At 65.8% G+C, this 23,148-nt stretch carries 23 protein-coding genes; 11 read left to right on the top strand and 12 right to left on the bottom strand.

Translation table 11 applies throughout. The features are described 5' to 3' along the window. The first annotated feature begins 48 nt into the window (after window positions 1-48). A complete protein-coding gene (locus JNJ68_RS04920) occupies window positions 49-255 on the top strand; it encodes a hypothetical protein (RefSeq protein WP_294979737.1) in 207 nt (68 codons plus the stop codon). Next, the gene (locus JNJ68_RS04915) at window positions 252-611 is read left to right on the top strand and encodes an MmcQ/YjbR family DNA-binding protein (RefSeq protein ID WP_294979736.1); all 360 of its coding nucleotides are present in this window, start codon (window positions 252-254) and stop codon (window positions 609-611) included. Before JNJ68_RS04920 ends, JNJ68_RS04915 begins: the two co-directional genes overlap by 4 nt. 143 nt (window positions 612-754) lie before the next feature. Here JNJ68_RS04915 and JNJ68_RS04910 read toward each other — a convergent pair whose 3' ends face one another. The 3 genes from JNJ68_RS04910 to JNJ68_RS04900 form a co-directional block, all read right to left on the bottom strand. Then, the gene (locus JNJ68_RS04910; RefSeq protein WP_294979734.1) at window positions 755-1,210 is read right to left on the bottom strand and encodes a DUF1203 domain-containing protein; all 456 of its coding nucleotides are present in this window, start codon (window positions 1,208-1,210) and stop codon (window positions 755-757) included. 69 nt (window positions 1,211-1,279) lie between these two features. Continuing rightward, complete coding sequence (locus tag JNJ68_RS04905; RefSeq protein WP_294979732.1) at window positions 1,280-1,651, bottom strand: HIT domain-containing protein; 372 nt, start codon at window positions 1,649-1,651, stop codon at window positions 1,280-1,282. 5 nt (window positions 1,652-1,656) lie between these two features. Continuing rightward, window positions 1,657-3,234: a DUF5928 domain-containing protein gene (locus JNJ68_RS04900; RefSeq protein ID WP_294979729.1), complete on the bottom strand. Its 1,578-nt coding sequence runs from the start codon at window positions 3,232-3,234 to the stop codon at window positions 1,657-1,659. Between the two features lie 146 nt (window positions 3,235-3,380). On the opposite strand from JNJ68_RS04900, the gene JNJ68_RS04895 reads away from it, so the two are divergent. Together JNJ68_RS04895 and JNJ68_RS04890 are read left to right on the top strand one after the other, a co-directional pair. Continuing rightward, a complete protein-coding gene (locus tag JNJ68_RS04895) occupies window positions 3,381-4,199 on the top strand; it encodes a sulfotransferase family protein (RefSeq protein ID WP_294979725.1) in 819 nt (272 codons plus the stop codon). Between the two features lie 16 nt (window positions 4,200-4,215). After that, complete coding sequence (locus JNJ68_RS04890; RefSeq protein ID WP_294979722.1) at window positions 4,216-4,608, top strand: GFA family protein; 393 nt, start codon at window positions 4,216-4,218, stop codon at window positions 4,606-4,608. A gap of 90 nt (window positions 4,609-4,698) precedes the next feature. Here JNJ68_RS04890 and JNJ68_RS04885 read toward each other — a convergent pair whose 3' ends face one another. Further along, window positions 4,699-5,931, bottom strand: coding sequence for a urate hydroxylase PuuD (locus JNJ68_RS04885; RefSeq protein WP_294979719.1), 1,233 nt, complete (start codon window positions 5,929-5,931; stop codon window positions 4,699-4,701). Between the two features lie 100 nt (window positions 5,932-6,031). On the opposite strand from JNJ68_RS04885, the gene JNJ68_RS04880 reads away from it, so the two are divergent. Next, entirely contained in the window at window positions 6,032-6,946 is a 915-nt protein-coding gene (locus JNJ68_RS04880) for a LysR family transcriptional regulator (RefSeq protein ID WP_294979717.1), read from the top strand. A gap of 73 nt (window positions 6,947-7,019) precedes the next feature. Here the strand turns inward: JNJ68_RS04880 and JNJ68_RS04875 are convergent, their stop codons facing one another. Together JNJ68_RS04875 and uraH are read right to left on the bottom strand one after the other, a co-directional pair. Then, window positions 7,020-8,474: a DUF2125 domain-containing protein gene (locus tag JNJ68_RS04875; RefSeq protein WP_294979714.1), complete on the bottom strand. Its 1,455-nt coding sequence runs from the start codon at window positions 8,472-8,474 to the stop codon at window positions 7,020-7,022. Window positions 8,475-8,625: 151 nt separating this feature from the next. After that, window positions 8,626-8,979, bottom strand: coding sequence for a hydroxyisourate hydrolase (gene uraH, locus JNJ68_RS04870; protein WP_294979712.1), 354 nt, complete (start codon window positions 8,977-8,979; stop codon window positions 8,626-8,628). A 159-nt stretch (window positions 8,980-9,138) separates the two neighbouring features. On the opposite strand from uraH, the gene puuE reads away from it, so the two are divergent. The 5 genes from puuE (at window position 9,139) to JNJ68_RS04845 (ending at window position 14,399) form a co-directional block, all read left to right on the top strand. Next, complete coding sequence (puuE, locus tag JNJ68_RS04865) at window positions 9,139-10,566, top strand: allantoinase PuuE (protein ID WP_294979711.1); 1,428 nt, start codon at window positions 9,139-9,141, stop codon at window positions 10,564-10,566. Next, window positions 10,563-11,417, top strand: a complete 855-nt coding sequence (locus tag JNJ68_RS04860; protein WP_294979708.1) for a bifunctional allantoicase/(S)-ureidoglycine aminohydrolase — start codon at window positions 10,563-10,565, stop codon at window positions 11,415-11,417. The genes puuE and JNJ68_RS04860 overlap by 4 nt, the downstream gene beginning before the upstream one ends. Before the next feature lie 76 nt (window positions 11,418-11,493). Then, window positions 11,494-11,970 (top strand): ureidoglycolate lyase, encoded by a 477-nt coding sequence (locus JNJ68_RS04855; RefSeq protein ID WP_294979705.1) that lies wholly within the window; start codon window positions 11,494-11,496, stop codon window positions 11,968-11,970. An 82-nt stretch (window positions 11,971-12,052) separates the two neighbouring features. Continuing rightward, window positions 12,053-13,525 carry a nucleobase:cation symporter-2 family protein gene (locus JNJ68_RS04850; RefSeq protein WP_294979704.1) on the top strand — a complete coding sequence of 491 codons (1,473 nt, stop codon included), beginning with the start codon at window positions 12,053-12,055 and terminating at the stop codon, window positions 13,523-13,525. Between the two features lie 97 nt (window positions 13,526-13,622). After that, window positions 13,623-14,399, top strand: coding sequence for an ion channel (locus JNJ68_RS04845; RefSeq protein ID WP_294979700.1), 777 nt, complete (start codon window positions 13,623-13,625; stop codon window positions 14,397-14,399). Window positions 14,400-14,414: 15 nt separating this feature from the next. Here JNJ68_RS04845 and JNJ68_RS04840 read toward each other — a convergent pair whose 3' ends face one another. From JNJ68_RS04840 to bhcA, 6 genes are all read right to left on the bottom strand, one after another. After that, the gene (locus JNJ68_RS04840; protein ID WP_294979696.1) at window positions 14,415-16,301 is read right to left on the bottom strand and encodes an elongation factor G; all 1,887 of its coding nucleotides are present in this window, start codon (window positions 16,299-16,301) and stop codon (window positions 14,415-14,417) included. A gap of 299 nt (window positions 16,302-16,600) precedes the next feature. Continuing rightward, window positions 16,601-17,575 carry a glyceraldehyde 3-phosphate dehydrogenase NAD-binding domain-containing protein gene (locus JNJ68_RS04835; RefSeq protein ID WP_294979695.1) on the bottom strand — a complete coding sequence of 325 codons (975 nt, stop codon included), beginning with the start codon at window positions 17,573-17,575 and terminating at the stop codon, window positions 16,601-16,603. A 168-nt stretch (window positions 17,576-17,743) separates the two neighbouring features. Continuing rightward, complete coding sequence (bhcD, locus tag JNJ68_RS04830) at window positions 17,744-18,703, bottom strand: iminosuccinate reductase BhcD (protein ID WP_294979691.1); 960 nt, start codon at window positions 18,701-18,703, stop codon at window positions 17,744-17,746. Between the two features lie 86 nt (window positions 18,704-18,789). Further along, window positions 18,790-19,953 carry a 3-hydroxy-D-aspartate aldolase BhcC gene (bhcC, locus tag JNJ68_RS04825; protein WP_294979689.1) on the bottom strand — a complete coding sequence of 388 codons (1,164 nt, stop codon included), beginning with the start codon at window positions 19,951-19,953 and terminating at the stop codon, window positions 18,790-18,792. A 4-nt stretch (window positions 19,954-19,957) separates the two neighbouring features. Beyond that, window positions 19,958-20,926: a beta-hydroxyaspartate dehydratase BhcB gene (bhcB, locus tag JNJ68_RS04820; protein ID WP_294979687.1), complete on the bottom strand. Its 969-nt coding sequence runs from the start codon at window positions 20,924-20,926 to the stop codon at window positions 19,958-19,960. Continuing rightward, window positions 20,923-22,125 (bottom strand): L-aspartate--glyoxylate aminotransferase BhcA, encoded by a 1,203-nt coding sequence (gene bhcA, locus JNJ68_RS04815; protein WP_294979685.1) that lies wholly within the window; start codon window positions 22,123-22,125, stop codon window positions 20,923-20,925. Before bhcA ends, bhcB begins: the two co-directional genes overlap by 4 nt. Window positions 22,126-22,277: 152 nt before the next feature. Here bhcA and bhcR point away from each other — a divergent pair, with 152 nt between their 5' ends. After that, window positions 22,278-23,090 (top strand): HTH-type transcriptional regulator BhcR, encoded by an 813-nt coding sequence (gene bhcR / locus JNJ68_RS04810; protein ID WP_294979682.1) that lies wholly within the window; start codon window positions 22,278-22,280, stop codon window positions 23,088-23,090. The last annotated feature ends 58 nt before the right edge of the window (window positions 23,091-23,148 follow it).

Here is a 23,148-nt window from a genome sequence, read left to right as displayed (position 1 = left end):
TTCTGGTTCACATCACTAGAAATTCTGTTTGCTAGAGAGGCCAGACTGATGGGCAAGGGCACCTACAACGGCGGCAGTTCAATGTTCACCGCGCGGGGCTTTGGGACGCTAGACGCAGCAGATCCAAAGAGCGGTAAGACCAAGTTGGCAAAGGCTTCTTTGAGCAAGGGGCAGCGCAAGGACATGAAGAAGAGAGGAAAAAAGTTTCTGAGCAGTAGCAGAATCATCATTACGAAGCCGAAGCAGGAAAAATGATCCACACCTGGCCCGACCTCAAGGCCCTCGCCCTCGGTCTCAGCCTCCCCGAGATCACCATCGCCCACCCCTGGGGCCATGAGGTCCTGAAGGCCCACGGCAGGATGTGGTGCTACTGGGCCGCGCTGGCCGACGGTGCGCCGTTCAAGGCGAGTGCCGACGAACGCGAGATGCTTCTCGCCGCTGATCCCGACACCTTCTTCCTACACCCTCACTACACCCCGCACGGGCTGATCCTAGTGCGTGCGGGCAGGCTGGACGAAGGCTGGGCCAAGGCGCGCCTCCTCCAGCAATGGCGCGACGCCGCCCCGAAGCGCTGGCTCAAGGCCTGGGACGCCGCCTACCCGGAAGGCTGACCCAAGCCCTTTCACCTGGACAGAAATATCCCGGGGGTTTGGGGGCAGCGCTCCCATCAGCCTCTGGCTTGCGCGTTCTTCACGCGCAAGCCAGAGAGAAAAGGCTTGCGGCGACAGCCGCTCGATTTGAAAACCGCCCCGACCTAGCGGTCGATCCGCACCTGATAGCAGTTGTTCCGCGCCGACCGCACATGCAGGTAGGCGATCTTCGGGTCGCCGAACAGCACCTCTGCCCGCGCCGGGATCGCATCGGTGGCTGTTACCCCGCCCGAGCCATACACGATCCGGTCATCCGCCCCGTAGCCCCGCACGATGTAGTCGGGCGATGCCAGCACCTCGGGCGGGCCCTCCCCACCCCCCGCCTCACAAGGGTTGGCGCACAGGAAGATCGGCCCGACCTCGGCATAGGGTTGCGGCGCCGGAAAGGGCCGGTGGGCCAGGATCAACATCGCCGCGCCCTCCGGGATCATCTTCAGGCAGTGTCGGCACGGGTTGCCCCCGCCATCCGAAACCGCCCGCTCCGGCACCTGTCCGTTCGCATCCGGACGCCCGGCCTGATAGTGGCGGGCGGTTGCGGTGGGAATTGCTGTGTAGTGCATGGTGTCCTCCAGTCTTCACCCCGGAAGATGGAGGATCCGGTCGGGCGTGCCGACCCGATCCTTGCGGGTTCAGACGCGCTCCAGCATCCGGCCTAAGCTCCGGCCACCCAGGATGTGCAGGTGGTAATGCGGCACTTCCTGCATCCCATGCGTCCCCGCATTGGTGATGGCGCGGAACCCGTCCTCGCCGGTCAGGCCCAGAATGGCGCAGACCTTCGCGACAGTGCGGTGGAAATCCACCAGCTCCGCCTCGGGCGCCTCGGCCGCGAAATGGTCGAAGCTCACATAGGCCCCCTTCGGGATCGCCAGAACATGCACCGGGGCCTGGGGATGGATGTCGTGGAACACCAGCGTATGCGGCGTCTCCATCACCGTCTTGTTCGGAATCTCGCCGCGCAGGATTCGGGCGAAGATATTGGTCGGGTCATAGGTCCAGCTCATGTTACTCAATCCACGAATAGATATTCGGTTGCGGCAATCTCCCGGGCCGTCTCGGCCAGTATGCCCAGGAAGGCGGCCAGCGCCTCGGCGTTCTCGGCCAGGCTGCTGCCCTCGCGCATATGGTAGTGTTCCGCAAGGCCCAGGTCACGCAGCCGGTCGCTTTCGAACTTCACGTCATAGCGGATCGTCGGCAGAAGCTTCTGCATCGCTGCCACCGGCGTCTGCGGTCCGGCAAGGCCTACCCGGCGGGCATGTCCGGCCAGATAGTCGTCGGTGAACGCGCAATCAATCTCCAGGAGCCGCAACCGCGACCGGTCCTGCCGGAAATCCTGCAATAGCTCGATGCTGCCGGGGTCGATGCACAGGATCAGCCGATCACTGCCCCAATGCTCGAACAGCATCTTCACCAGCGCTCGCCGATGCCGCATCCGCTTCTCGATCGAGCTTTGGATGCCGCCCAGGTCAGGCAGGACCGTCGCCTGCTCGTTGAACAGGTAGTCCACCGCCGGAATCCCGGTCAGCCCGCGCACCCGGTCGACCAGGCGCTTGGCCACATGCCACTTCTTGCAGGCCACCACCATCAGCGTCCGGCTGCGGCCAAGGCTTGTCTCGGCCTCCCAGAAGCGCGGCGCGAACCGCCGCCCCTCGCGCCCCCGTGCGGCAAGAAAGGCGTAGAGCCGCCGACCCTCGTCCGAGATCGTGAACTGCCGCCCGGTCTCGGCATAAAGCGCGCCCAGCCTTTCCTTCAGGGCCTTCGCGTCCGGGCTGATCTTGCGGGCGAACAGGTACTCCTGCGACAGCAAGAGATCGTAGTGGTCATCGTAGAACGTCACCGGCATCCCGTAGTCGGTGAACATGAGGAACGTCAGCGCCCGCGACCGGATTTCGCGCTCCGGCACCAGATGGCCGACGAGGGTCTGGAAGAAGGTCTCGTCCGGAATCCAGGTCGTCGCGAAAAAGCGCGTGACGTCCCGGCGCTTCGCCACGAAGTCCAGCACCGCCTCGACCGTGCGGCGGCGCAGGCACCACCACTGGCTGCCGATGCGGATGCCAAGGTCCGCAGGCAACTTCCGGGCAAGACCGAAGCGCTTCTGCAGGTCCATCGAGGTGTAGAACAGCCACTTCCGCTGTCGCTCGTTGAACCAGTGCCGGTAGATCAGGCGTTCCTCCTTGATCCCGGTCTTGATCCAGTCCGATCCGAAAAAGTCGAAGCTCTCGATGAAGTCGGCGTTCTCGCGTTCCAGGCGGTTGCGGATATATTCCGCCGTCTTGATCGGCATGCAGTCGCCCGACAGCATGTAGAAATGCGTGGCCCCCGGAAAGGCATCGACGGCCGCTGTCAGCCCCTCCAGCGTCGCCGCGACCAGGCTCCACTCGCCCCAGCCGCATTTGCGTCGGCGCCGCGCGAACGTGACCTGAGGGTTGGCCGCCAGCGCCGCACGGATGCGGGCAAAGTCGGCAGCGCTGGCGCGCGCGTCGAAATGGATCGCCACGCAATCCCCCGCAGCCGTCAGCCGCAGGGTCTGGGCGATGATCCCATCCGGGTCCTTGTGACAGAGAAGGATGAAGGCGATCTGCGTCATTCGTGGCGGGCCCGACAATCTCCGGTGGTCCATGCTTCCCTAGACCGGGCCGAGCTTCCTTGAAAAGCCCGAATATGTCTGCTTGATTGCCGCATTCCAAATTGAGATATCAATTGGAAGCATTTGGTCGAGGAGGGTATTCAGTAATGGGTTTTCCCGGAACTTGGATGACGGAAAGCGAAAGCGTCGTCTACCGGGTGGTGCCGAAATGCGCCTGCTCGACCATCGGCCAGATCATGTACTACTCCGACCACGGCGAATTCTTCGACGGCGACATCCACGATGCGACCAAGGGCCTGCACAAATGGGCGCTCGATGCCAGCCAGCCGGTGATCGAACGCAATGTGCGCGGCCGCAAGACCTATGCCTTCACCTGCGTCAGGAACCCCTATACCCGGATTCTCTCGTCCTTCTTCGACAAGATCTGCGGCATCCAGCGGAACGGCAAGCGCTACCGGGGCAACCTCGTGCCGCTCCTGATCCAGAAATACGGGATCGAGGTCGGGGGCGAGGACGGCAAGCAGGAGTTCGACCAGATCGCCAGCTTCCGCCGCTTCCTTCTCTTCACCCGCGACACCATCCGCTGGAAGAAACCGATGGAGCCCGACATCCACTGGTCGGCGATGGCGGGGCACGTCTCGACCTTCATCGTCAACGGCGGGCGCTACAACCACATCTTCTTCACCGAGGATTTCAATCCCGGCATGCAGGTCGTGCTGGACAACATCGAGACGAAGCACGCCATCGACCTGGCCAAAATCCCCCGCTTCAACGAAAGCGAAGGCCACGGCCCCAAGCGTCTGCACCCCGTCGAGGCCTATTTCGACGATCTGTCGATGCATCTGATGTGGGAAATCTACAAACGCGATTTCCAGCTTTTCCGCTATGATTTCGACAATCCGGCGAACAAGCTGCCGAAAGGCCCGGTCGACCTCGACGAGGTTCACGCCAAGCTGGGCGACTAGCGCGGGAGGCAAGGATATGGACACTGTCACAGGCGGCTGTGTCTGCGGTTCTGTGCGGATCGCGGCGACGGGCCAGCCCTACAGGGTCGGGGTCTGCCACTGCCTTGACTGCCGCAAGCGGCAGGGTGCCCTGTTCCACGCCTCGGCGATCTTCCCCGAAGCCGCCGTCACCATCACCGGCGAGACCCGAAGCTACAAGGGCAACCATTTCTGCCCGACCTGCGGTTCGCCAGTCTTTGCCCATTTCGACGACGAGATCGGCATCAACCTCGGCGCGTTCGACGGGCTTTCGCAGTTCCGCCCGACCTACGAGCTGTGGATGATCCGGCGCGAGGACTGGCTGCCGGAGTTTCCCTGGATGCGCCACTACGACAGGGACCGAGAAAGCGCGGGCCGAACCGAAGACTGACTCACCCGCCGACGCGACGGCGGAGTTTTCGAAAACTCCGTTTCGGAGCCTTCGAAGGCTCCGGTCCGATTTCTTTGAAGAAATCGGCGCTCATACCGGGTCCTCCGCCCCCGCAGCCCGGAACCACTCCACGATCTTCGCCCGCTCTTCCGGCTCGATGAAGCTCAGGTTGCCCGGCGGCATGGCATGGGTCACGCCCGCCTGCAGGTAGATCCGCTTCGCCTCATGCGCGATCTGCGCCTCGGTCTCCAGCACCACGTCCTTCGGCGGCCAGTACAAGCCCTCCCAGCCCGGCTCGGCGGCATGGCACATCGAACAGCGGCCCTGCACGATGCCCACCACCTCCTCGAACCCGGGGGACGAGGCATAGACCAGCGCCTCCCCCTTCAGCTTGGCCTCGCCCTCGACCGTGCGCATCGGCGCGGTCGACAGCCAGGCAATCGCCAGGAACAGAAGCACGGTGACAAGCCAGGTCCAGTGCGGATTGCCTTTCCGCGCGTGTTTGGTGTTGAACCAGTGCCGGATCGTCACCCCCATCAGGAAGACCAGCGATGCGATGATCCAGTTGTACTTGGTCGCAAAGATCAGCGGGTAATGATTGGACAGCATCAGGAAGACGACCGGCAAGGTCAGGTAGTTGTTGTGGGTCGACCGTTGCTTGGCGATCTTGCCGTATTTCGGGTCCGGCTTCCGCCCCGCCTTCAGGTCATCCACCACCACCCGCTGGTTCGGCATGATGATGAAGAACACGTTCCCGGTCATGATGCTGGCGGTGAAGGCCCCCAGATGCAGCATCGCCGCCCGGCCGGAGAAGACCTGCGTATAGAACCAGGACATCGCCACCAGCACCACGAACAGCGCCACCATCAGCACGTTCTGGTCGGCATTCACGAAGATCTTGCACAGGGTGTTGTAGGCGAGCCAGCCGAAGGCGAGCGAGGCAAGCGAGATTGCTACCGCCTGCCAGGTCGCCAGCTCCATCACCGTCGGGTCGATCAGGAACAGCTCGGCGCCCAGGTAATAGACCAGCACCAGCATGGCAAAGCCCGACAGCCAGGTCGCGTAGCTTTCCCATTTGAACCAGACCAGGTGGTCGGGCATCGAGGCAGGGGCCACCAGATATTTCTGGATATGGTAGAAACCGCCGCCGTGGACCTGCCATTCCTCGCCGTCCGCGCCGCTGGTCAGGTTCCGGTCCCGGTGCAGGCCCAGGTCCAGCGCGATGAAATAGAAGCTCGACCCGATCCAGGCCACCGCCGTGATCACATGCAGCCAGCGCGCCGCGATCTCGACCCATTCCCACAGAACCACCCAGTCATACATCGCCAGACCTCCCAAGGGGTGTTTTTCGAAACGCTATACCGCGGGCCACCTTTCTGTTAATCCATCGAAAGCCCGCATCACTTTCAACTGGTGCCGAACAATGTCCTATATCAACAACATCCGCATGTTCGTCCGTGTCTACGAACTGGGCAGCATGTCCGCCGCCGCCCGCGACCAGCGCACCTCGCCCGCCGTCGCCTCGGCCCGGATTTCGGAGCTGGAAAAACACCTGGGCGTCCGCCTGTTCAGTCGCACCACCCGCAGCCTGCAACCGACCGAGAACGGCCGCATCTTCTATGACGGTGCGCGCCGCGTGCTGGAAGCGATCGACGATGCCGAAGCTGCGGTGATGGACGTGACGCAGAACCCGCGCGGTACCATCTTCGTCGCCGCGCCCCTGGGGATCGGCCGCAGGCTCATTGCGCCGCGTGTTCCGGCCTTCAAGGACCTCTACCCCCAGATCGACGTCCGCCTGCGGCTTTCCGACCGGGGCATCGACGTGGTGGCCGAGGGCATCGACGTGGCCTTCCACCTTGGCCTTCTCGACGATTCCACCCTCAAGGTCCGCACCATTGCCGACTGCCCGCGCCTCCTCTGCGCCGCGCCCGCCTATATCGCCCGACGCGGAATGCCCGCTGACGGGGCTGCGCTGGTCCATGACCGGCACGACTGCCTGAACCTGCGCTTCCCCGGCGCCAAGGAATTCCAGTGGACGCTGCAAACCCCCGAAGGCCCGCGCCGCTTCGAAATCTCCGGCCCGTTTGAGTCCGACGACGGCGATGTCCTCACCGGCTGGGCGCTGGACGGGCGCGGAATCGTGCTGAAACCCGTGTTCGAGGTGGCCGAGCACCTGCGCGAGGGCCGCCTCGTCCCCGTCGCCACCGCCACGCCGCCCTTGCCGATCCAACTCTCCGCGCTCAGCCAGCACCGCAGGCTGAAGGACCCCAAGGTCCAGCTCTTCACCGATTACATGGCGGGGCAAATCCGCGACGACCTCCGCAAGGCGGCCCTGTAGGGTGTGCCTTCAGGCGCACCAATGACAAAGGGCGGGACCGAAGCCCCGCCCCTTCCCGACCCGAAGGCCCCGACTACATCGGCAGCGGCTGCCCGTTCACCAGGATCTGCATGCCTTCCTTGGCCTCGATCTTCGAGGTCAACTCGTCGGCATTGGCGCCCGGCACGAAGAACATGCCCATCATCATCCGCGCGCCCATGGCGTCGTCTTCCGACAGAAGGCCGGTCTTGATCAGCCCGTCGATCAGCGCGTTGGCGCCGGTCACGCTGACATTCGCCTCGCCCAAGGGCATCGGGATGCCCATCGAGTTGTCGAAGGTGAAGGCCCCGGTCCCGGCCAGCGCCGCGCCCGCCACCTTCAGGCCCAGCTCGGTGATGTTCAGGCTTTCCGGCGCCGGAACCGGCGGCTGGACTCCGCTTTCCTCGGCGGTGATCAGCCCCGGCAGGTCGATCTTGGTCTTGCCCGAGATGTCGATGGCGATCTGCGCCGCATCGCGCGGCAGCGCCGCCTGCGGGTCGAACATCGCCCAGGCTTCCTCGTTCAGGCTGAAGTCGGTCAGTTTCAGCAGGAACGAATAGTCCCCCGCCGCCTCGGTCGCGATCACCGGCGAGGTCATGTCGAACTCCATCGGCCCGGACGTCACCTTGACCGGCACCGGCATCATGCCCGCGCCGGATTCGATGTTCAGCCCCGCCGCCTGCGACTTGATCGAGAAGGTGTCCTTGTTGAACAGCATCGTGCCTTCGCCGCCACCCGCGCTCATCATCAGGTCCATCGGCATGAAGCTGCTTTCCTGCTTCATCGAACCCTTGGACTCACCCTGCTTGGTCGACAGGCTGAAGCTCAGGCCTTCGTTCAGCGCGGTGGTGAAGTCGGCGGGCGATGCGATGGCCGTCAGCGCGATGGTCGAGGGCAGCGCGAAGTCCAGCGACATCTCGACGCCCTGTGTCTCGCTGGTCGAGGTCTGCTTCATCTCCATCCCCGGATCGTCCGAGTTGGTGGTGTAGGCCAGCGTGTCCGCCTTGAGGTCCAGCCCAAAGGTCCGGTTGGTGCCGGGGGTGTCGGAATAGGTGCCCGACAGGTTGGTGAAGCCGACATTGCCCGAAGCCGCCACCTTCGGGGCCTCCGACCCGTCGAAGGACGTGCCCGGATACTGCGTGTCATAGACCACGTCCAGCTTGGCCGCCGCATAGTCATAGGCCACGCCGCCATCGGCCTCGTGTGCCGTGATCGTCAGCCCGTCATGCGTCAGCTTGACCGTGCCTTCCGCATCGCCCGACATCGCCACGCCGATATCCGCGCCCGGCGCGATCGTGACCGACCCGTCCGACGCTTCCGTCAGGGTCATGTCGGAAATCGTCACCCCCGGCATTCCTTCCGGCGCGATCGACACGCCGTTCAGGGTCAGCACCCCGCCCGAGTTGTTCTCGGTCGCCGCCGAGATCGTCAGTCCGACCAGCGCGCCTGCATCCTTCCACGATTGCCACACCTGATCCGCCGTCAGCGCGGCGTGGGCAGTGCCACTCATCAAAAACGCGAGGGCCGGAGCGGCCAAATAGCTATTCATCCGAAACATGCGGTTCTCCTTGCAGACGAAAATTGCCTCGCCACATAAGACCTGTCGCAGGAATTGCGCAAGTGACGGTTTCACCACCCACCCGGGGCCGGAAAGGCCCTGCTCACGACCCCCGATAGGTCGAATAGCCGAAGGCCGAGATCAGAAGCGGCACATGATAGTGCTGCCCGGCATCCGGCACCCCGAAGCGGATCGGGATTTCATCAAGGAAAAGAATGCCTTCGCCTACCTGGCCGCTGGCCCGCAGATAGTCGCCTGCGCAGAAGACCAGCTCGTAGGTTCCCGCCTCCAGCTTGTCCCCCTCCAGCATCGGCCCGTCCGTCCGCCCGTCGGCATTCGTGACAACTTCCTTCACCTTGCGGTGGCTCTGCCCGGAAATCCGGTACAGCATGATCCTGACCCCCGCTGCGGGCCTGCCCCTGGCGGTATCCAGCACATGCGTCGAAAGCCGTCCCATCGTGATCCTCCCTTGCCTGTCCCCATCAGACCACGATTTCGCGCCGCGTGCGACCCGGCCTTGCCCGCATATGACTTTCCGTGAAATCCTGAAAATACTCTTCTGCAATCTCGCCTAGTCTTGCCCGTGCCCCCGACTTCACCGAGAAAGAGACCTCCCGTGACCGATCCGGCAAACCGCTACCCCCGAGATTTCCGTGGCCATGGCCCCAATCCCCCCGATGCCCGCTGGCCGGGTGGGGCGAAGATCGCCGTGTCCATCGTCCTCAACTATGAAGAGGGCGGCGAGAACAACATCCTGCACGGCGACGCCCAGTCCGAGGCCTTCCTCAGCGACATCGCCGGGGCCGCGCCCTGGCCCGGCCAGCGGCACTGGAACATGGAATCGATCTACGACTACGGCGCCCGCGCCGGGTTCTGGCGGCTGCATCGTCTCTTCACCGGCATGGAGATCCCCGTCACCATCTACGGCGTGACCTCCGCCCTTGCCCGCAACCCCGAACAGGTCGCCGCGATGAAGGCCGCCGGATGGGAGATCGCCAGCCACGGGCTGAAATGGGTCGACCACCGCGACATGGCCCCCGAGGAAGAGGCGCGCCAGATCGCCGAAAGCTTTCGCCTGCACGAGGAAGTCGTCGGCGAACCGCCCCGGGGCTGGTACACGGGCCGCTGCTCGATGAACACCGTGCGTCTGACCGCCGAAACCCGTCGGCTCGCCTGGATTTCCGATACCTACGACGACGACCTGCCCTACTGGCTGGAAGTCGGCGACCACGACCAGCTGGTGATCCCCTACACGCTCGAAGCCAATGACATGCGCTTTGCCACCGCGCCGGGCTACATCACCGGCGAACAGTTCTACCAATATCTCAAGGACAGCTTCGACACGCTTTATGCCGAAGGGTCAGCGGGTTCGGCGAAGATGTTCTCCATCGGTCTTCACTGCCGCCTGATCGGCCGCCCCGGCAAGTTTGCGGGCCTGAAGCGCTTCCTCGACTATGCACAATCGCACGACGGCGTCTGGTTCCCGCGCCGGATCGACATTGCCGATCACTGGCAAAAGACACATCCGCACAAGCGCTTCGAACGCCCGTCGCAGATGACACGCGATCGCTTCGTCTCCCGCTTCGGTTCCATTTTCGAACATTCCCCCTGGATCGCCGACCGCGCCTTCGATCTTGAACTCGGCCCCGCACATGACAGCGCGACCGGCCTGCACAACGCGCTGACCCGCATGTTCCGCTCTGCCAGCAAGGCCGAACGCCTCGCCGTCCTGCAAGCCCACCCCGATCTCGCGGGCAAACTCGCCGCGGCCAGGCGCCTCACGCCCGACTCGACCGCAGAACAGGCCTCCGCTGCGCTTGACGCGCTGACAGATGACGAACGCGTCGCGTTCCAGCGCCTCAACGCCGACTATGTCGCGAAACACGGCTTCCCCTTCATCATCGCCGTCCGCGACAACACCAAGGCTTCGATCCTTGCGGCCTTCCAGCAGCGGATCGGCAACGACACCGAAACCGAATTCGCCACCGCCTGCGCGCAGGTGGAACGCATCGCCGAACTTCGCCTGAAGGACCAACTGCCATGACCGCAAAGCACCCCGGTTACTATGCCCCGCCCGGCGGCTTGCCGCCCCAGACCGCGCTGATGACCCAGCGCGCCGTCTTCACCGGCAGCTACTGCTTCATCCCCAGGGGCTGCTTCTCCGACATCGTCACCAGCTGCCTGCCGGGCTGGACCCGCACCCGGCTCTGGCTCATCGCGCGGCCCATGTCCGGCTTTGCCGAAACCTTCAGCCAATATGTGATGGAGGTCGCCCCCGGCGGCGGCTCCGACGCGCCCGACCCGGAAACCGGGGCCGAGCATTGGCTGTTCTTCACCGGCGGCCTTGCCACGCTGACCATCGACGGCACCGGCTACGAGATGGAGGAAGGCTCCTATGCCTATCTCCCCCCCGGCACCCGCTGGACGCTGCTCGCCGAAGGCAAGACCCCCGCCCGCTTCCACTGGCTGCGCAAGATCTATGAACCCGCTCCCGGCACGGCTGTCCCCGAAGCCTTCGTCATCAACGAACGCGACGTTCCCGTGCGCTGGATGCCCGACACCCAGGATCGCTGGGGCACCACCCGCTTCGTCGAGCCCGACGACATCCGCCACGACGCGCATGTGAACATCGTCACCTTCCAGCCCGGCGGCGTGATCCCCTTCGAGGAAACCCATGTCATGGAACACGGGCTCTATGTCCTTGAAGGGAAAGCGGTCTACAAGCTGAACCAGGACTGGGTCGAGGTCGAGGCGGGCGATTTCATGTGGCTCCGCGCCTACTGCCCGCAGGCCTGCTATGCCGCCGGTCCGACCCGCTTCCGCTATCTCCTCTACAAGGACGTGAACCGCCACGCCAAACTGCGCGGCCCCGGCGCCTTCGGACCCGTCCGCTGATGCTTTCATACTGGTCCAAATATCCCGGGGGTCCGGGGGCCGGCCCCCGGTCCGCCGCCAGACAGGGGCACTGCGCATGAGAACCCTAACCCCCGCCCCCCTGACCGCCGAAGCCTTCGCCCCCTTCGGCGACGTGCTGGAGGCGACCGGCCCCTTCCGCCTGATCAACGCCGGGCTCTGCAAGCGCCACCACGACCGCGCCCGGCTCGACTTCGGCGCGGGCGGTTGCGCCGGGATCTCGGTCTTCCAGGCCGAACCGCGCAGCCTCCCCCATGCCTTCGACCTCATCGAACGCCACCCGGAGGGCTCGCAAGCCTTCCTGCCGATGACCGCAGACCCGTTCCTCGTCATCGTCTCGACCAGCCCCGAGACAACGCCCCGCGCCTTCCTGACCAATGGCGCGCAGGGTATCAACCTGCACCGGGGCACCTGGCACGGCGTGCTCACCCCCCTGGCCGCGCCCGGTCTTTTTGCCGTGGTGGACCGTATCGGCCCGACCCCGAACCTTGAAGAACACCGCTACGCAACGCCGTGGGCGGTCCTCGCCCCCTGAGGGGCCCTAACCGGATCGCACCCATGGGGCAGTGCGACGACGGCGCGAACATAAACGCCCCAAGGGAAAAGGAACTCTTCGAATGGCTACCACGCATCCCGTGGACGAAATCCTGCCGCCGCCCAAGCTGTTCACGCTGGGCCTGCAACACGTCCTTGTCATGTATGCCGGCGCCGTCGCCGTGCCCCTGATCATCGGCCGCGCGCTGAAACTGGAACCGGCGGATGTCGCCTTCCTGATCTCGGCCGACCTCTTCGTCTGCGGCCTTGCCACGCTGATCCAGTCCTTCGGCGCGACGCAATGGTTCGGCATCCGCCTGCCCGTCATGATGGGCGTGACCTTCGCCGCCGTCGGACCGATGGTCGCGATGGCCAATGCCAACCCCGGCCCCGAGGGCGCCCGCGCGATCTTCGGCGCGATCATCGCCGCCGGGGTGATCTCGATCCTGATCGCCCCCCTCGTCTCCCGGATGCTCCGCTTCTTCCCGCCGGTCGTCACCGGCACCATCATCCTCGTCATCGGCGTCAGCCTGATGCGGATCGGCATCAACTGGATCTTCGGCAACCCCGTCGGCCCGACCGCGCCGCAGATCGTCGACCCCGCCCATGCCGACTGGCTGAAGGCCGTCAGCGAAGGCACCTTCGCGGGCCTTCCCGTCCTCCCCGAGAAATTCGCTCCCGCCGCGACGATGATGAACCCGGCCTACGCCCCCTTGGGCAACGTCGCCATCTCGGCCGTCGTCCTCATCTCCATCCTCCTCATCGCCCGCTTCGCCAAGGGCTTCGTCGCCAATATCTCCGTCCTCCTCGGCATCATCATCGGCGCCGTGATCGCCACCGCGCTTGGCAAGATGACCTTCGCCAAGGTCGGCGACGCCGCCTGGTTCGACATCATCACCCCGTTCCACTTCGGCATGCCCACCTTCGACCTTGTGATGATCGTCACAATGACTCTCGTCATGCTCGTCGTGATGATCGAATCCACCGGCATGTTCCTCGCCCTCGGCGACATGACCGGCAAGCCCGTGACCCAGCGGATGCTCTCGGCGGGCCTTCGCACCGACGGCATCGGCACCCTGATCGGCGGCATCTTCAACACCTTCCCCTACACCTCGTTCAGCCAGAACGTCGGCCTCGTCGGCGTCACCGGCATCAAGAGCCGCTACGTCTGCGTCGCGGGAGGACTGATCCTGATCGTCCTCGGCCTCGTCCCGAAGATGGGCGCGCTAGTCGAATCCGTGCCCACGATGGTCCTTGGCGGCGCGGGCCTCGTGATGTTCGGCATGGTCGCCGCCACCGGCATCCGCATCCTGTCCGGCGTCGATTTCGGCAAGAACCGCAACAACCTCTTCATTGTCGCGGTCTCGCTCGGCATGGGGATGATCCCGCTCGTCGCGCCGAACTTCAAGCAGTGGATGCCGCACGACATCCACCCGCTGATCGAATCGGGCATCCTCCTCGCCTCCGTCACCGCCGTGATCCTGAACGCCTTCTTCAACGGGGCCGCAGACGCGACCGAGGAGATCAAGGCCGCCGCCTCCAAGGCCGAACACTGACCCACCGGGCCGGGGCGCCAGCCCCGGCCCTTTCCCCCCTGACAGGCCCGGCCCGTCCGACTAGACTGGCCGCCAAGGCAACAGGGACACCCCGCGCATGACCGAAGCCACGCTCCGCTCCCGCCTCCGCGCGCTTTACGAAGGCGAAGGCGAGGCGGGCGACCGCTTCCGTTACCTGCTCCTCGCCTTCGACCTCCTGACCGTGACCTGGCTCGTCGCCTCATCCTTCGTTGAGCGGGGCGCCCACCATGACCGGATCGACCTTGCCATCGGCCTGATCTTCCTCGCCGACCTGCTGGCCCGGCTCTTCATCTCGCGTCGCCCTCTGCGGGACCTGTTCAGCTTCTGGTGCGCCGCCGATGTCCTGGTGATCATCTCGCTCCTGTTCCCGATCTGGGGCGAGGGGCTGGCCTTCCTCCGCGTGATCCGGCTTTATCGCGTCTTCCATTCACCGCAGACGCTGGACCAGCTGCGCGAGGACATCCCCGGCTTTCGCCGCAACGAACATACGATCCGGGCAGCACTCAACCTGGTGATCTTCATCTTCGCGATGACGGCCTTGGTCTACCAGACCCAGTCCGGGGTGAACGACAAGATCGGCAACTACGCCGACGCGCTCTATTTCACCGTCACCACGCTGACCACCACCGGCTTCGGCGATGTCACCCTGGTCGGAACCTCGGGCAAGCTTCTGTCGGTCGCCGTGATGATCTTCGGGATCAGCCTGTTCCTGCGGCTGATCCAGGTCGTCCTGCGCCCGAACAAGGCCTGGTTTCCCTGCCCGACCTGCGGCCTCCGCCGCCACGACCACGATGCGGTGCATTGCAAGGCCTGCGGCACCGTGCTGAACATCCCCGACGAAGGGCTGGACTGACAGCCCGCGGCTACCCTACTCGCTGTCGTCCTTCTTCACCTCGTAGTGGTCGAAGCCGCTGGTGAACCAGGCCGTCCCCCGCGTCGCCGCCGCCAGGGCCACGAACAGCGCATCCTCCGACGCCATCGGCAACAGAAGCTGGAACACGTCCCATCCCGCCGCACTCTCATGCGCCTCGAAGCCCAGGACCTGCCCCTTCAGCCCCGACACCAGCGGCACCAGCGCCCCGGAATAGATCGAGGGGACATGGATTTCCGCCTTCATCACCGGCTGGAGCAGCACCGTCCCCACTTCGTCCAGCGCCTCGCGGATCGCCGACTTGCCCGCGGTGCGGAAGGCGTGGTCCGAACTGTCCACCGCATGCGACTTGCCGTCCTTCAGCTCGACCGAGACATCGACAACCGGATGGCCCAAGGGGCCCTTCGCCAGCCCGTCCCGCGCCCCTTCCTCGACCGAGGGGATATAGTTTCGTGGCACGGTGCCGCCCTTGACCGTCTCGGTGAAGGCAAAGCCCGAACCCCGCGCCTCTGGCCGGACCTCGATCACCACGTCGGCGAACTGCCCCGCACCGCCCGTCTGCTTGCGGTGGCGGTGGTGAATCTCGGTCCCGCGCTGGATCGTCTCGCGCAGCGCGGTGGGCACCGGGCTTTCGCCGACCGGGATGCCGAAATCGCCGGCGATCTTCGCCAGCAGCCGGCGCAGGTGCAACGGTCCCTGCGTCGCCAGCACCGGCCGCCCCGAGGCCTCGTCCGACGAAAGGCCCAGCGCCGGGTCGATCTCGCACAGCCGGTTCAGCGCCACCAAGAGGCGGCTGTCGTCCTTGTCATGCTCGGGCGTGAGGATCCGGCGGAAAGGCGAGGTCTGGACCGCCCCCACATCCGGCAGCCGCTGGCCCTTGTCGCGGGAAAACACCTGGCCCGCCGACAGATGGTCCGACTTGACCGCCAGGCCGATCTGCCCCGCCGCCAGCTGCCCGAGCCCGGTTTTCGCGTCTAGGTCGGTGATCGACCCGACATCGGCCCCGCCGACCTTGCCGCCGCCCACCCCGTCCAGCGCCCGCAGCAGCACCACCTTGCCCAGGTGCTTGAACTGGTCGGCCAGCGCCCCCACCGCCACCGCGCCGTCGAACCGGCCGCGCGCGACCTCGACTCCCGGCGCGTCATGGCGCAGCGATTTCATCAGCCGGGTGATGCCGTGCCGCTTGCTGGCCGAGCCGATGAAGCACTCGATCACCGCATTTTCGCGTAGCGCCTTGGCCGCGACGGCATAGACCTCGCCCGGCACCGGCTGGTGGTCCTCGATCAGCTCTTCCATCAGGTGATCGTCCAGATCGGCATAGCTTTCCAGCAGCTCGGTGCGCGCCGCTGCCTCGCGGTCCTTCACGCTGTCCGGCATCTCGATCATCACCGAATGCCGCCCCTCCTCGAACTTCCAGGCCCGCTCGGACACAAGGTCGACGAAGCCGGTGATCGTGCCGCCCTCGCGGATCGGGACCTCGCGCAACACGATGTGGTGGCGCGAATAGGCCTGCAACGCGCTGACGATCTCGGCAATCCGGTTCTGCGCGGCATCGATCCGGTTGATGAAAATGATCGACGGCACCCCCAGCTCTTCCACCCGGCGGATGAAGGGCGCGGCCAGGACGGCGCTTTCGGCGTCCGCAGGCACGCAGATCACCGCGATGTCCGACGCGGCCAGCGCCGCACCGACCGAGGCCAGGTTCTCCGCCCCGCCCACCACATCGACCGCCGCCCAGTCCTCGCCCATGAAGCTGAAGGAACTGACCGTGGCAACGCCCGGCACGGTCAGCGACTTGCCGCGCTTGTCGTCAAGGCTGGCCAGCGCCTGCACCAGCGTGGTCTTTCCGGCGCCCGACGGCCCGAGAACGGTGAAAACGCGCATGCCCTGTCCCCCCAATACTGAGCTTGACCGGCGTCTCGGTTTGCGGATCGCCGGACTTGGTCCAAGCATGGCCCGCCGGACGCCCCCGCGTCAAATGCCGAAGGTGGGAAAGCTCGCGAAGACGCGCGGTTGCGCCGCTCTGCCGCATGGGACGGAATATGATGACGGAGGGATCACGAGGGCCGCCATGCGTTTGCGCAACCCCCCGCGCGCCGTCGCAAGATGTTAAGAAATTCTGAACGTCCGCGAGCAAGGTGTTGTTTTCATTAGGTCCGATTTTCTGTCCACCGTGGACAGCCTCACCCCATCCGCAGGCCCATATCCAGCATCCGGTTGGAAAACCCCCATTCGTTGTCATACCAGCCGAAGACCCGCAGCATCCCGCCCGCCGAGACCTTGGTCTCCGGGCAGGCCATCACCACCGACTCCGCCCGCGCCCGCAGGTCGGTCGAGACGAGCGGCCGATCCGTCGCCCCGATCACCCCCCCCGCCGCCCGGAAGGCCGCGTTGACCTCCTCCACCCCGGGCCGCCGTTCCGTGACCAGATGAAAGTCCACGCAGGACACGCTCGCCACCGGCACCCGCACCGCCTGCGCCACGATCCGCCCGGCAAGCTCCGGCAGCACCCCATCCAGCAGCCGCGCCGCCGAGGTCGTCGTCGGCACCATCGACAGCGCCGCCGCCCGGCTGCGCGGATAGTCCGCCGCCGGGGCATCGACGGTGGGCTGGCTGCCGGTATAGCAGTGCACCGTCGTCATCGACCCGGTCACGATCCCCCAGTTCTGATGGATCAGCTTCGCCAAGGGGGCCAGCGCGTTCGTCGTGCAGGAGGCATTCGAGACGATTTTCTGTCCCGCCAGCACCCCGTCATTCGCCCCCAGCACAACCGTCACCTCCGCTGCCGAGGACGGCCCCGACACCAGCACCCTTCCGGCCCCGGCGCGCAGTCCCCGCTCCGCCACCTCCCGCACCTCGGCCCGCCCGGTGCATTCCATCACCAGGTCGACACCCCGCAGGTTCAGGGTGGAAAGGTCAGCCGTCCGATGCAGCGGCACCCGCCGCCCATCCACCACCAGCGCCCCGCCCTCCAGCCCGACCTGGCCCCGCCAGGGTCCGAAGACCGAGTCATACTCGAAGAGGTAGGCGCGCATCTCCGCCGCGGCGATGTCGTTGATCCCGATGATCTCCATCTCCGGCCATTTCTCCGGCGACAGCAGATAGGCCCGCAGTACCGACCGCCCGATCCGCCCGAACCCGTTGATGAAAACGCGCATCAGACTGCCCTCCCGCCCGATAAATGCAGTCTCACCACGGGTTTGCCGTCACTTCAACAGGCGTTTGATCAAAACTTGTGCCCGGCACAATCTGGGGCCGGAGTTTTCGAAAACTCCGGTTCGGAGCCTTTGAAGGCTCCGGCGCGATTTCTTCGAAGAAATCGCCCCTCAGACCCCGACCTCGATCCCGAGGCCCCGCTCGCGCGCCCGCGCCACGGCCACGGCGGCGACGGCCAGGTCCTGCAATCCAACCCCCGTCCCATCGAAAAGCGTGATCTGGCCCCCGGACCGGCGCCCCGGATGCGCCCCGGTCAGGACCTGACCCAGCGGCGTGATCGCGCCTGCGTCCAGCAGTCCCGCTGCGACGGCGTGCTGCGCTTCGCCGATGGTCACGCTTTGCGCCACCTCGTCGGTGAAGACCGAGGCCCCGGCGACCAGCGCCGGTTCCACCTCCTGCTTGCCCACCGTGTCGGTCCCCATGCAGCTGAGATGCGTGCCGGGCGCGACATGCCCGGCCATCAGGCTGGCGGCAGGCGATGAAGTGATGGTCACGATCACATCCGCCTCGCGCATGCGCGGCAGGTCCACCGCCTCGAACGGCAGGCCAAGCTCGGCAGCCACGGCGCCCAGCTTCGGCAGCATCTCGGGGTGCAGGTTCCAGGCGATCACCCGCTCGAACCGCCGGACCCGCGCCGCCGCGCGCAGCTGGAACCCGGCCTGATGGCCCGCGCCGACGATGCCAAGGACATGCGCGTCCTTCCGGGCCAGCCGGTCGATGGCGATGGCCGAGGCCGCCGCCGTACGGAGCGCGGTCAGCAGGTTGCCCCCCACCATCGCCACGGGCCGCCCGGTGTCGGGGTCGAACAGGAAGACCGAGGACTGGTGGTTGATCAGCCCCTTCGCCGCGTTGCCGGGGAAGTACCCCCCCGCCTTGACGCCCAGCTGGCCGCCCGCCCGGTCAAGGCCCGACTTGAAGCCATACTGTCGCCCCTCGCCCAGAGCCTCGCGCACCACGGGGAAGTTGTACGCCTCGCCCCGCGCCACGGCGGCGAAACAGGCCTCGACCGCACGGAAGGCGTCTTCGGGGGTGACGAGCGAGGCGATCAGGGCCTCGGGGACGATGAGCATCGGGTGGTTCCTTGCGGCTGCTGTTGGAGCGGGGGGTTTCACACCCCCCGCACCCCCCGTGGGATATTTGAACCAGTATGAAAGGCTTAGTAGGCTTTGCCCCGGGCCGAGACCGGCCAGACCACCTCGACCTTGCCGCCCCTGACGCCGACATACCAGTCATGCACGTTGCAGGTCGGGTCACAGTGGCCGGGGATCAGTTTCAGCTTGTCGCCGACCTTCAGCACGCCCGCCGGGTCCTCGATCACCCCGTGTTCGTCCGAGCACTTGATGTATTTCACATCCGTCCGCCCGAAGATCACCGGCAGGCCACTATCCACCGACTGCGCCTTGAGCCCCGCATCGCAGATCGCCTTGTCGGCCTTCACATGGCTCATCACCGAAGTCAGGATGAACAGCGCATTGTCCCATTCGCCCCGGTCGATCCGTTCCCCGTTCGGCCCCAGGATGCGCCCGTAGTCGGCATCCATGAAGGCATAGCTGCCGCATTGCAGCTCGTTGTAGACGCCCGAGGCGCTTTCGAAATAGTAGGACCCGGTGCCGCCGCCCGACACCAGTTCCGGCGCCAGCCCGACGGCTTTCAGCGCCTCGACCGCTTCGGAGACCTGCGCAATCGCAGTATCCAGCTTGGCCTTGCGGTCGGCATAGAGGTCCATGTGCTGCATCGCGCCCTGATAGGCCTGGATGCCAGTGAAGCTGAGGCCCGGCGCCGCATTCGCCGCCTTGGCGATGGCCACCACCTCGGCGGCGGTCTTCACCCCGCAGCGCCCCGCGCCACAGTCGATCTCCACGAAGACGCCCAGCGTGGTGCCATGCTTCACCGCCGCCGCCGACAGATCGGCGATGTTGGCCAGATCATCAACGCAGACGATCACATTGGCGCCCAACTTGGGCAGCCGCGCCAGCCGGTCGATCTTGGCCGCATCGCGCACCTGGTTCGACACCAGAATGTCCCTGATCCCGCCGCGCGCGAAGACCTCGGCCTCGCTGACCTTCTGGCAGCAGACGCCGACCGAGCCGCCCAGCCGTTCCTGCAAAAGGGCCACGTCGACCGACTTGTGCATCTTGCCATGCACCCGGTGCCGCATTCCATGCGCCTTGGCATAGTCGCCCATCTTGCGGATGTTGCGCTCCAGCGCGTCCATGTCCAGCACCAGACAGGGGGTCTGGATGTCGGCCTCGGCCATTCCCGGCAGGGCGGGAATGTCGTAGCCCACTTCCAGCCCTTCGAAATTCGTCTGCTTGTTCATGATGTTACCCTTTCATCCAGGGGAGTTTGTCGAGGTCGACGTTGCCGCCGGTGATGATGATGCCGACCCGCTTGCCCCGGAAGGCGTCGCGGTTCTTCAGGACCACCGCCAGCGGCACCGCGCTGGAGGGTTCCATCACCACCCGCAAATGCTTCCAGGTCAGCTTCATCGCCTCGACGATCTCGTCCTCCGAGGCGGTGTAGATCTCGCTCACGTGGTTCGACACGAAATGCCAGGTCAGGTCCTTCAGCGGCACCAACAGCCCGTCGGCAATGGTCTTCGGTGCGTCGTCGGCGATGATATGCCCGGCCTTGAAGCTGCGATAGGCGTCATCGGCCTGTTCCGGTTCCGCCGCGATGACCTTGGTCTCTGGGGCCAGCGTGGAAAGCGTCAGGCAGGTGCCCGAGATCATCCCGCCGCCGCCGATGGGGGCCACGACCATGTCCAGACCGTCCGTCTGTTCCATGAACTCGCGGGAACAGGTGCCCTGCCCGGCGATGACGCGGGGGTCGTTGTAGGGGTGGACGAAATCGCCGCCCGTCGCCGCCTGCACTTGCGCGAAGGTCGCTTCGCGGCTGGAGGTCGAGGGTTCGCATTCGGTGATCACGCCCCCGTAACGGCGCACGGTGTCCTTCTTCGCCTGCGGCGCGGTGCGCGGCATGACCACATTGCAGGGGATGCCCCGCAGCATGGCGGCGTAGGACAGGCACGAGGCATGGTTGCCGCTGGAATGGGTGGCGACGCCCTTCCTAGCCTGATCCTCGGTCAGCCCGAAGACCGCATTGGTCGCGCCGCGCACTTTGAAGGCACCGGGTTCCTGGAAGTTCTCGCATTTGAAGAACAGCTGCGCGCCGCTGAGGTCGTTCAGGTAGTCCGAGGTGCGGATGGGGGTCTGGCGGATATGCGGGCGGATGCGCTCGTACGCGGCCAGCATGTCGTCATAGGTGGGGATCAGCAGGGTCATGTCCTTCATTCCGCCGCCAGCGCCATCGCCGGAACGGTCCCGCGATAATACTCCTGCGCCGCCGCCACGCCCGAGCCCAGTTTCACCGGCCAACCGAGGTCGGCCATGCACATCTCGGCGACGGCAAGGCCGGACAGCACCATCGCCTCGGTCAGCATCCCCAGATGGCCGATGCGGAAGACCTTGCCCGCCACTTCGCCCAGCCCCACGCCGAAGGCCATGCCGTATTTCGATGCCGCCAGCTGCACCAGCGCGGTGCCGTCACAGCCCTCGGGCACCCGCACCGCCGTCACCGTGTCCGAATAGAGGTCCGGCGAGGCCGCGTAGGGCGCCATGCCCCAGGCAAAGACCGCGCGGCGGACGCCTTCGGCGAGGCGGTGGTGGCGGGCGTAGACATTGTCCAGCCCTTCGGTTTCCAGGAGGTCGATGGAATGGGCAAGGCCCGCGATCAGGCCCACGGCGGGGGTATAGGGGTAGCCACCGCGCGCATAGGCGGCGAGCATGTCCTTGAAATCGAAGAAAGTCCGGGGCAGCCGCGCCGTTTCCATCGCTGCCAGCGCTTTCGGCGAGACGCCAAGGATCGCCAGGCCCGCAGGCAGCATGAAGCCTTTCTGGCTACCCGCCACGGCGATATCCACGCCCCAGCCCGCAAAGTCGAAGGGCATGGACGCAATCGAGGACACCCCGTCGACGAACAGCATCGCCGGATGGCCCGCCGCGTCCAGCGCCCGGCGGATGCCGGCGATGTCGGATTTCACCCCGGTCGCCGTCTCGTTATGCGTCGCCAGCACCGCCTTGATCTGATGGCTCCTGTCCGCCTTCAGCGCCTTTTCGATGGCCGCAAGGGGCGCACCCTGCCCCCATGGGGTCTCGATGATCTCGACATCCAGCTTGTGACGCTGGCACAGGTCGATCCAGCGGTGGCTGAACATGCCGAACCGCGCCGCCAGCACCGTGTCGCCGGGCGAAAGCGTGTTGCTGATCGCCGCCTCCCAGCCGCCGGTGCCGGTCGAGGGGATGACGATGACCTCGCCCCCGGAACTACCGGCTTCCATCTTCAGCACCCGCCGCACCCCTTCCACCGCAGGCTTGAACAGCCGCGCGAAAGCGGGGCTCCGGTGGTCCAGCGTCGGCATGTCGCAGGCCTTGCGGACCGAATCCGGGATGTTGGTCGGGCCCGGGATGAAAACGGGGTTCTGCATGGACATCGGGCAACTCCCTGAAAGATCGCCCGGAAAAGCTACGCCCCGCGACCAATCCGCGCAATTTTTTCGAAAAGATTTTTCACTGTCGCAAACCCATGCTAATCCCCAGCCCAGTCAACAGCTTGCGCTTTTTCACGCCTTTGGAGGCAAACGACATGGCACAGAAACCCCGCGGCCGCCCGAAGGCGTTCCACGACAAGACCGACCAGAACACGGTGCAGGCGCTGGACCGGGGCCTCGACATCCTGACCCATGTCGCGCTGAACCCCGGTCGCACGCTTTCCGAGATCGCCGAAGACACCGGCGAGGCCATCGCCACCGTCTTCCGCGCCCTCGTCACCCTGCAAGGGCATGGCATGGTCGAGGCCGACGAACCCGGCCAGTTCTGGCACATCGGCCCCGGCGCCTTCCGCGTCGGCTCGGCCTTCCTGCGCCGCACCAAGGTGGTGGAACGCGCCCGGCAGCCGATGGACGCGCTGATGCGCGAAACCGGCGAGACCGCGAACCTCGGGATCGAGGTCAAGGACGAGGTCTTCTTCGTCGCCCAGGTCGAGACCTACGAGGCGATCCGCGCCTTCTTCCCGCCCGGCACCCGCGCGCCGATGCATTCCTCCGGCATCGGCAAGGCGCTCCTCGCCTGGTATCCCGAGGAGAAGACCCGCGGCATCATCGCCCGCAAGGGGTTGGAGAAGTTCACCTCGCTGACCCTCACCAGCGACAGCGCCCTGCTGCGGGACCTCTCCCGCACCCGTGACCGCGGATTCTCCATCGACGACCAGGAACGCGCCGAGGGGATGCGCTGCGTCGCCGCCCCGATCTTCAATGCCCATGGCGAGCCGGTCGCGGGCCTCTCCGTCTCCGGCCCCGCCTTCCGCATGGGGCTCTCGGACGCCACCCGGATCGGCGCGCTGGTGCGGGCAGCGGCGGATCAGGTGACGGAAGCGACAGGCGGCAGCCAACCCGAATGACGGTTTCGACATGGGCCGGTCGGTCGGGGGCCAGACGGCGCGCGCAGGCGGAATAGAC

The sequence above is a fragment of the Tabrizicola sp. genome (genome assembly GCF_016793705.1).
GTDB lineage: Bacteria > Pseudomonadota > Alphaproteobacteria > Rhodobacterales > Rhodobacteraceae > Tabrizicola.
The sequence above is the reverse complement of the archived record's forward strand: the minus strand, read 5'-3'. Positions and strand labels throughout refer to the sequence as shown.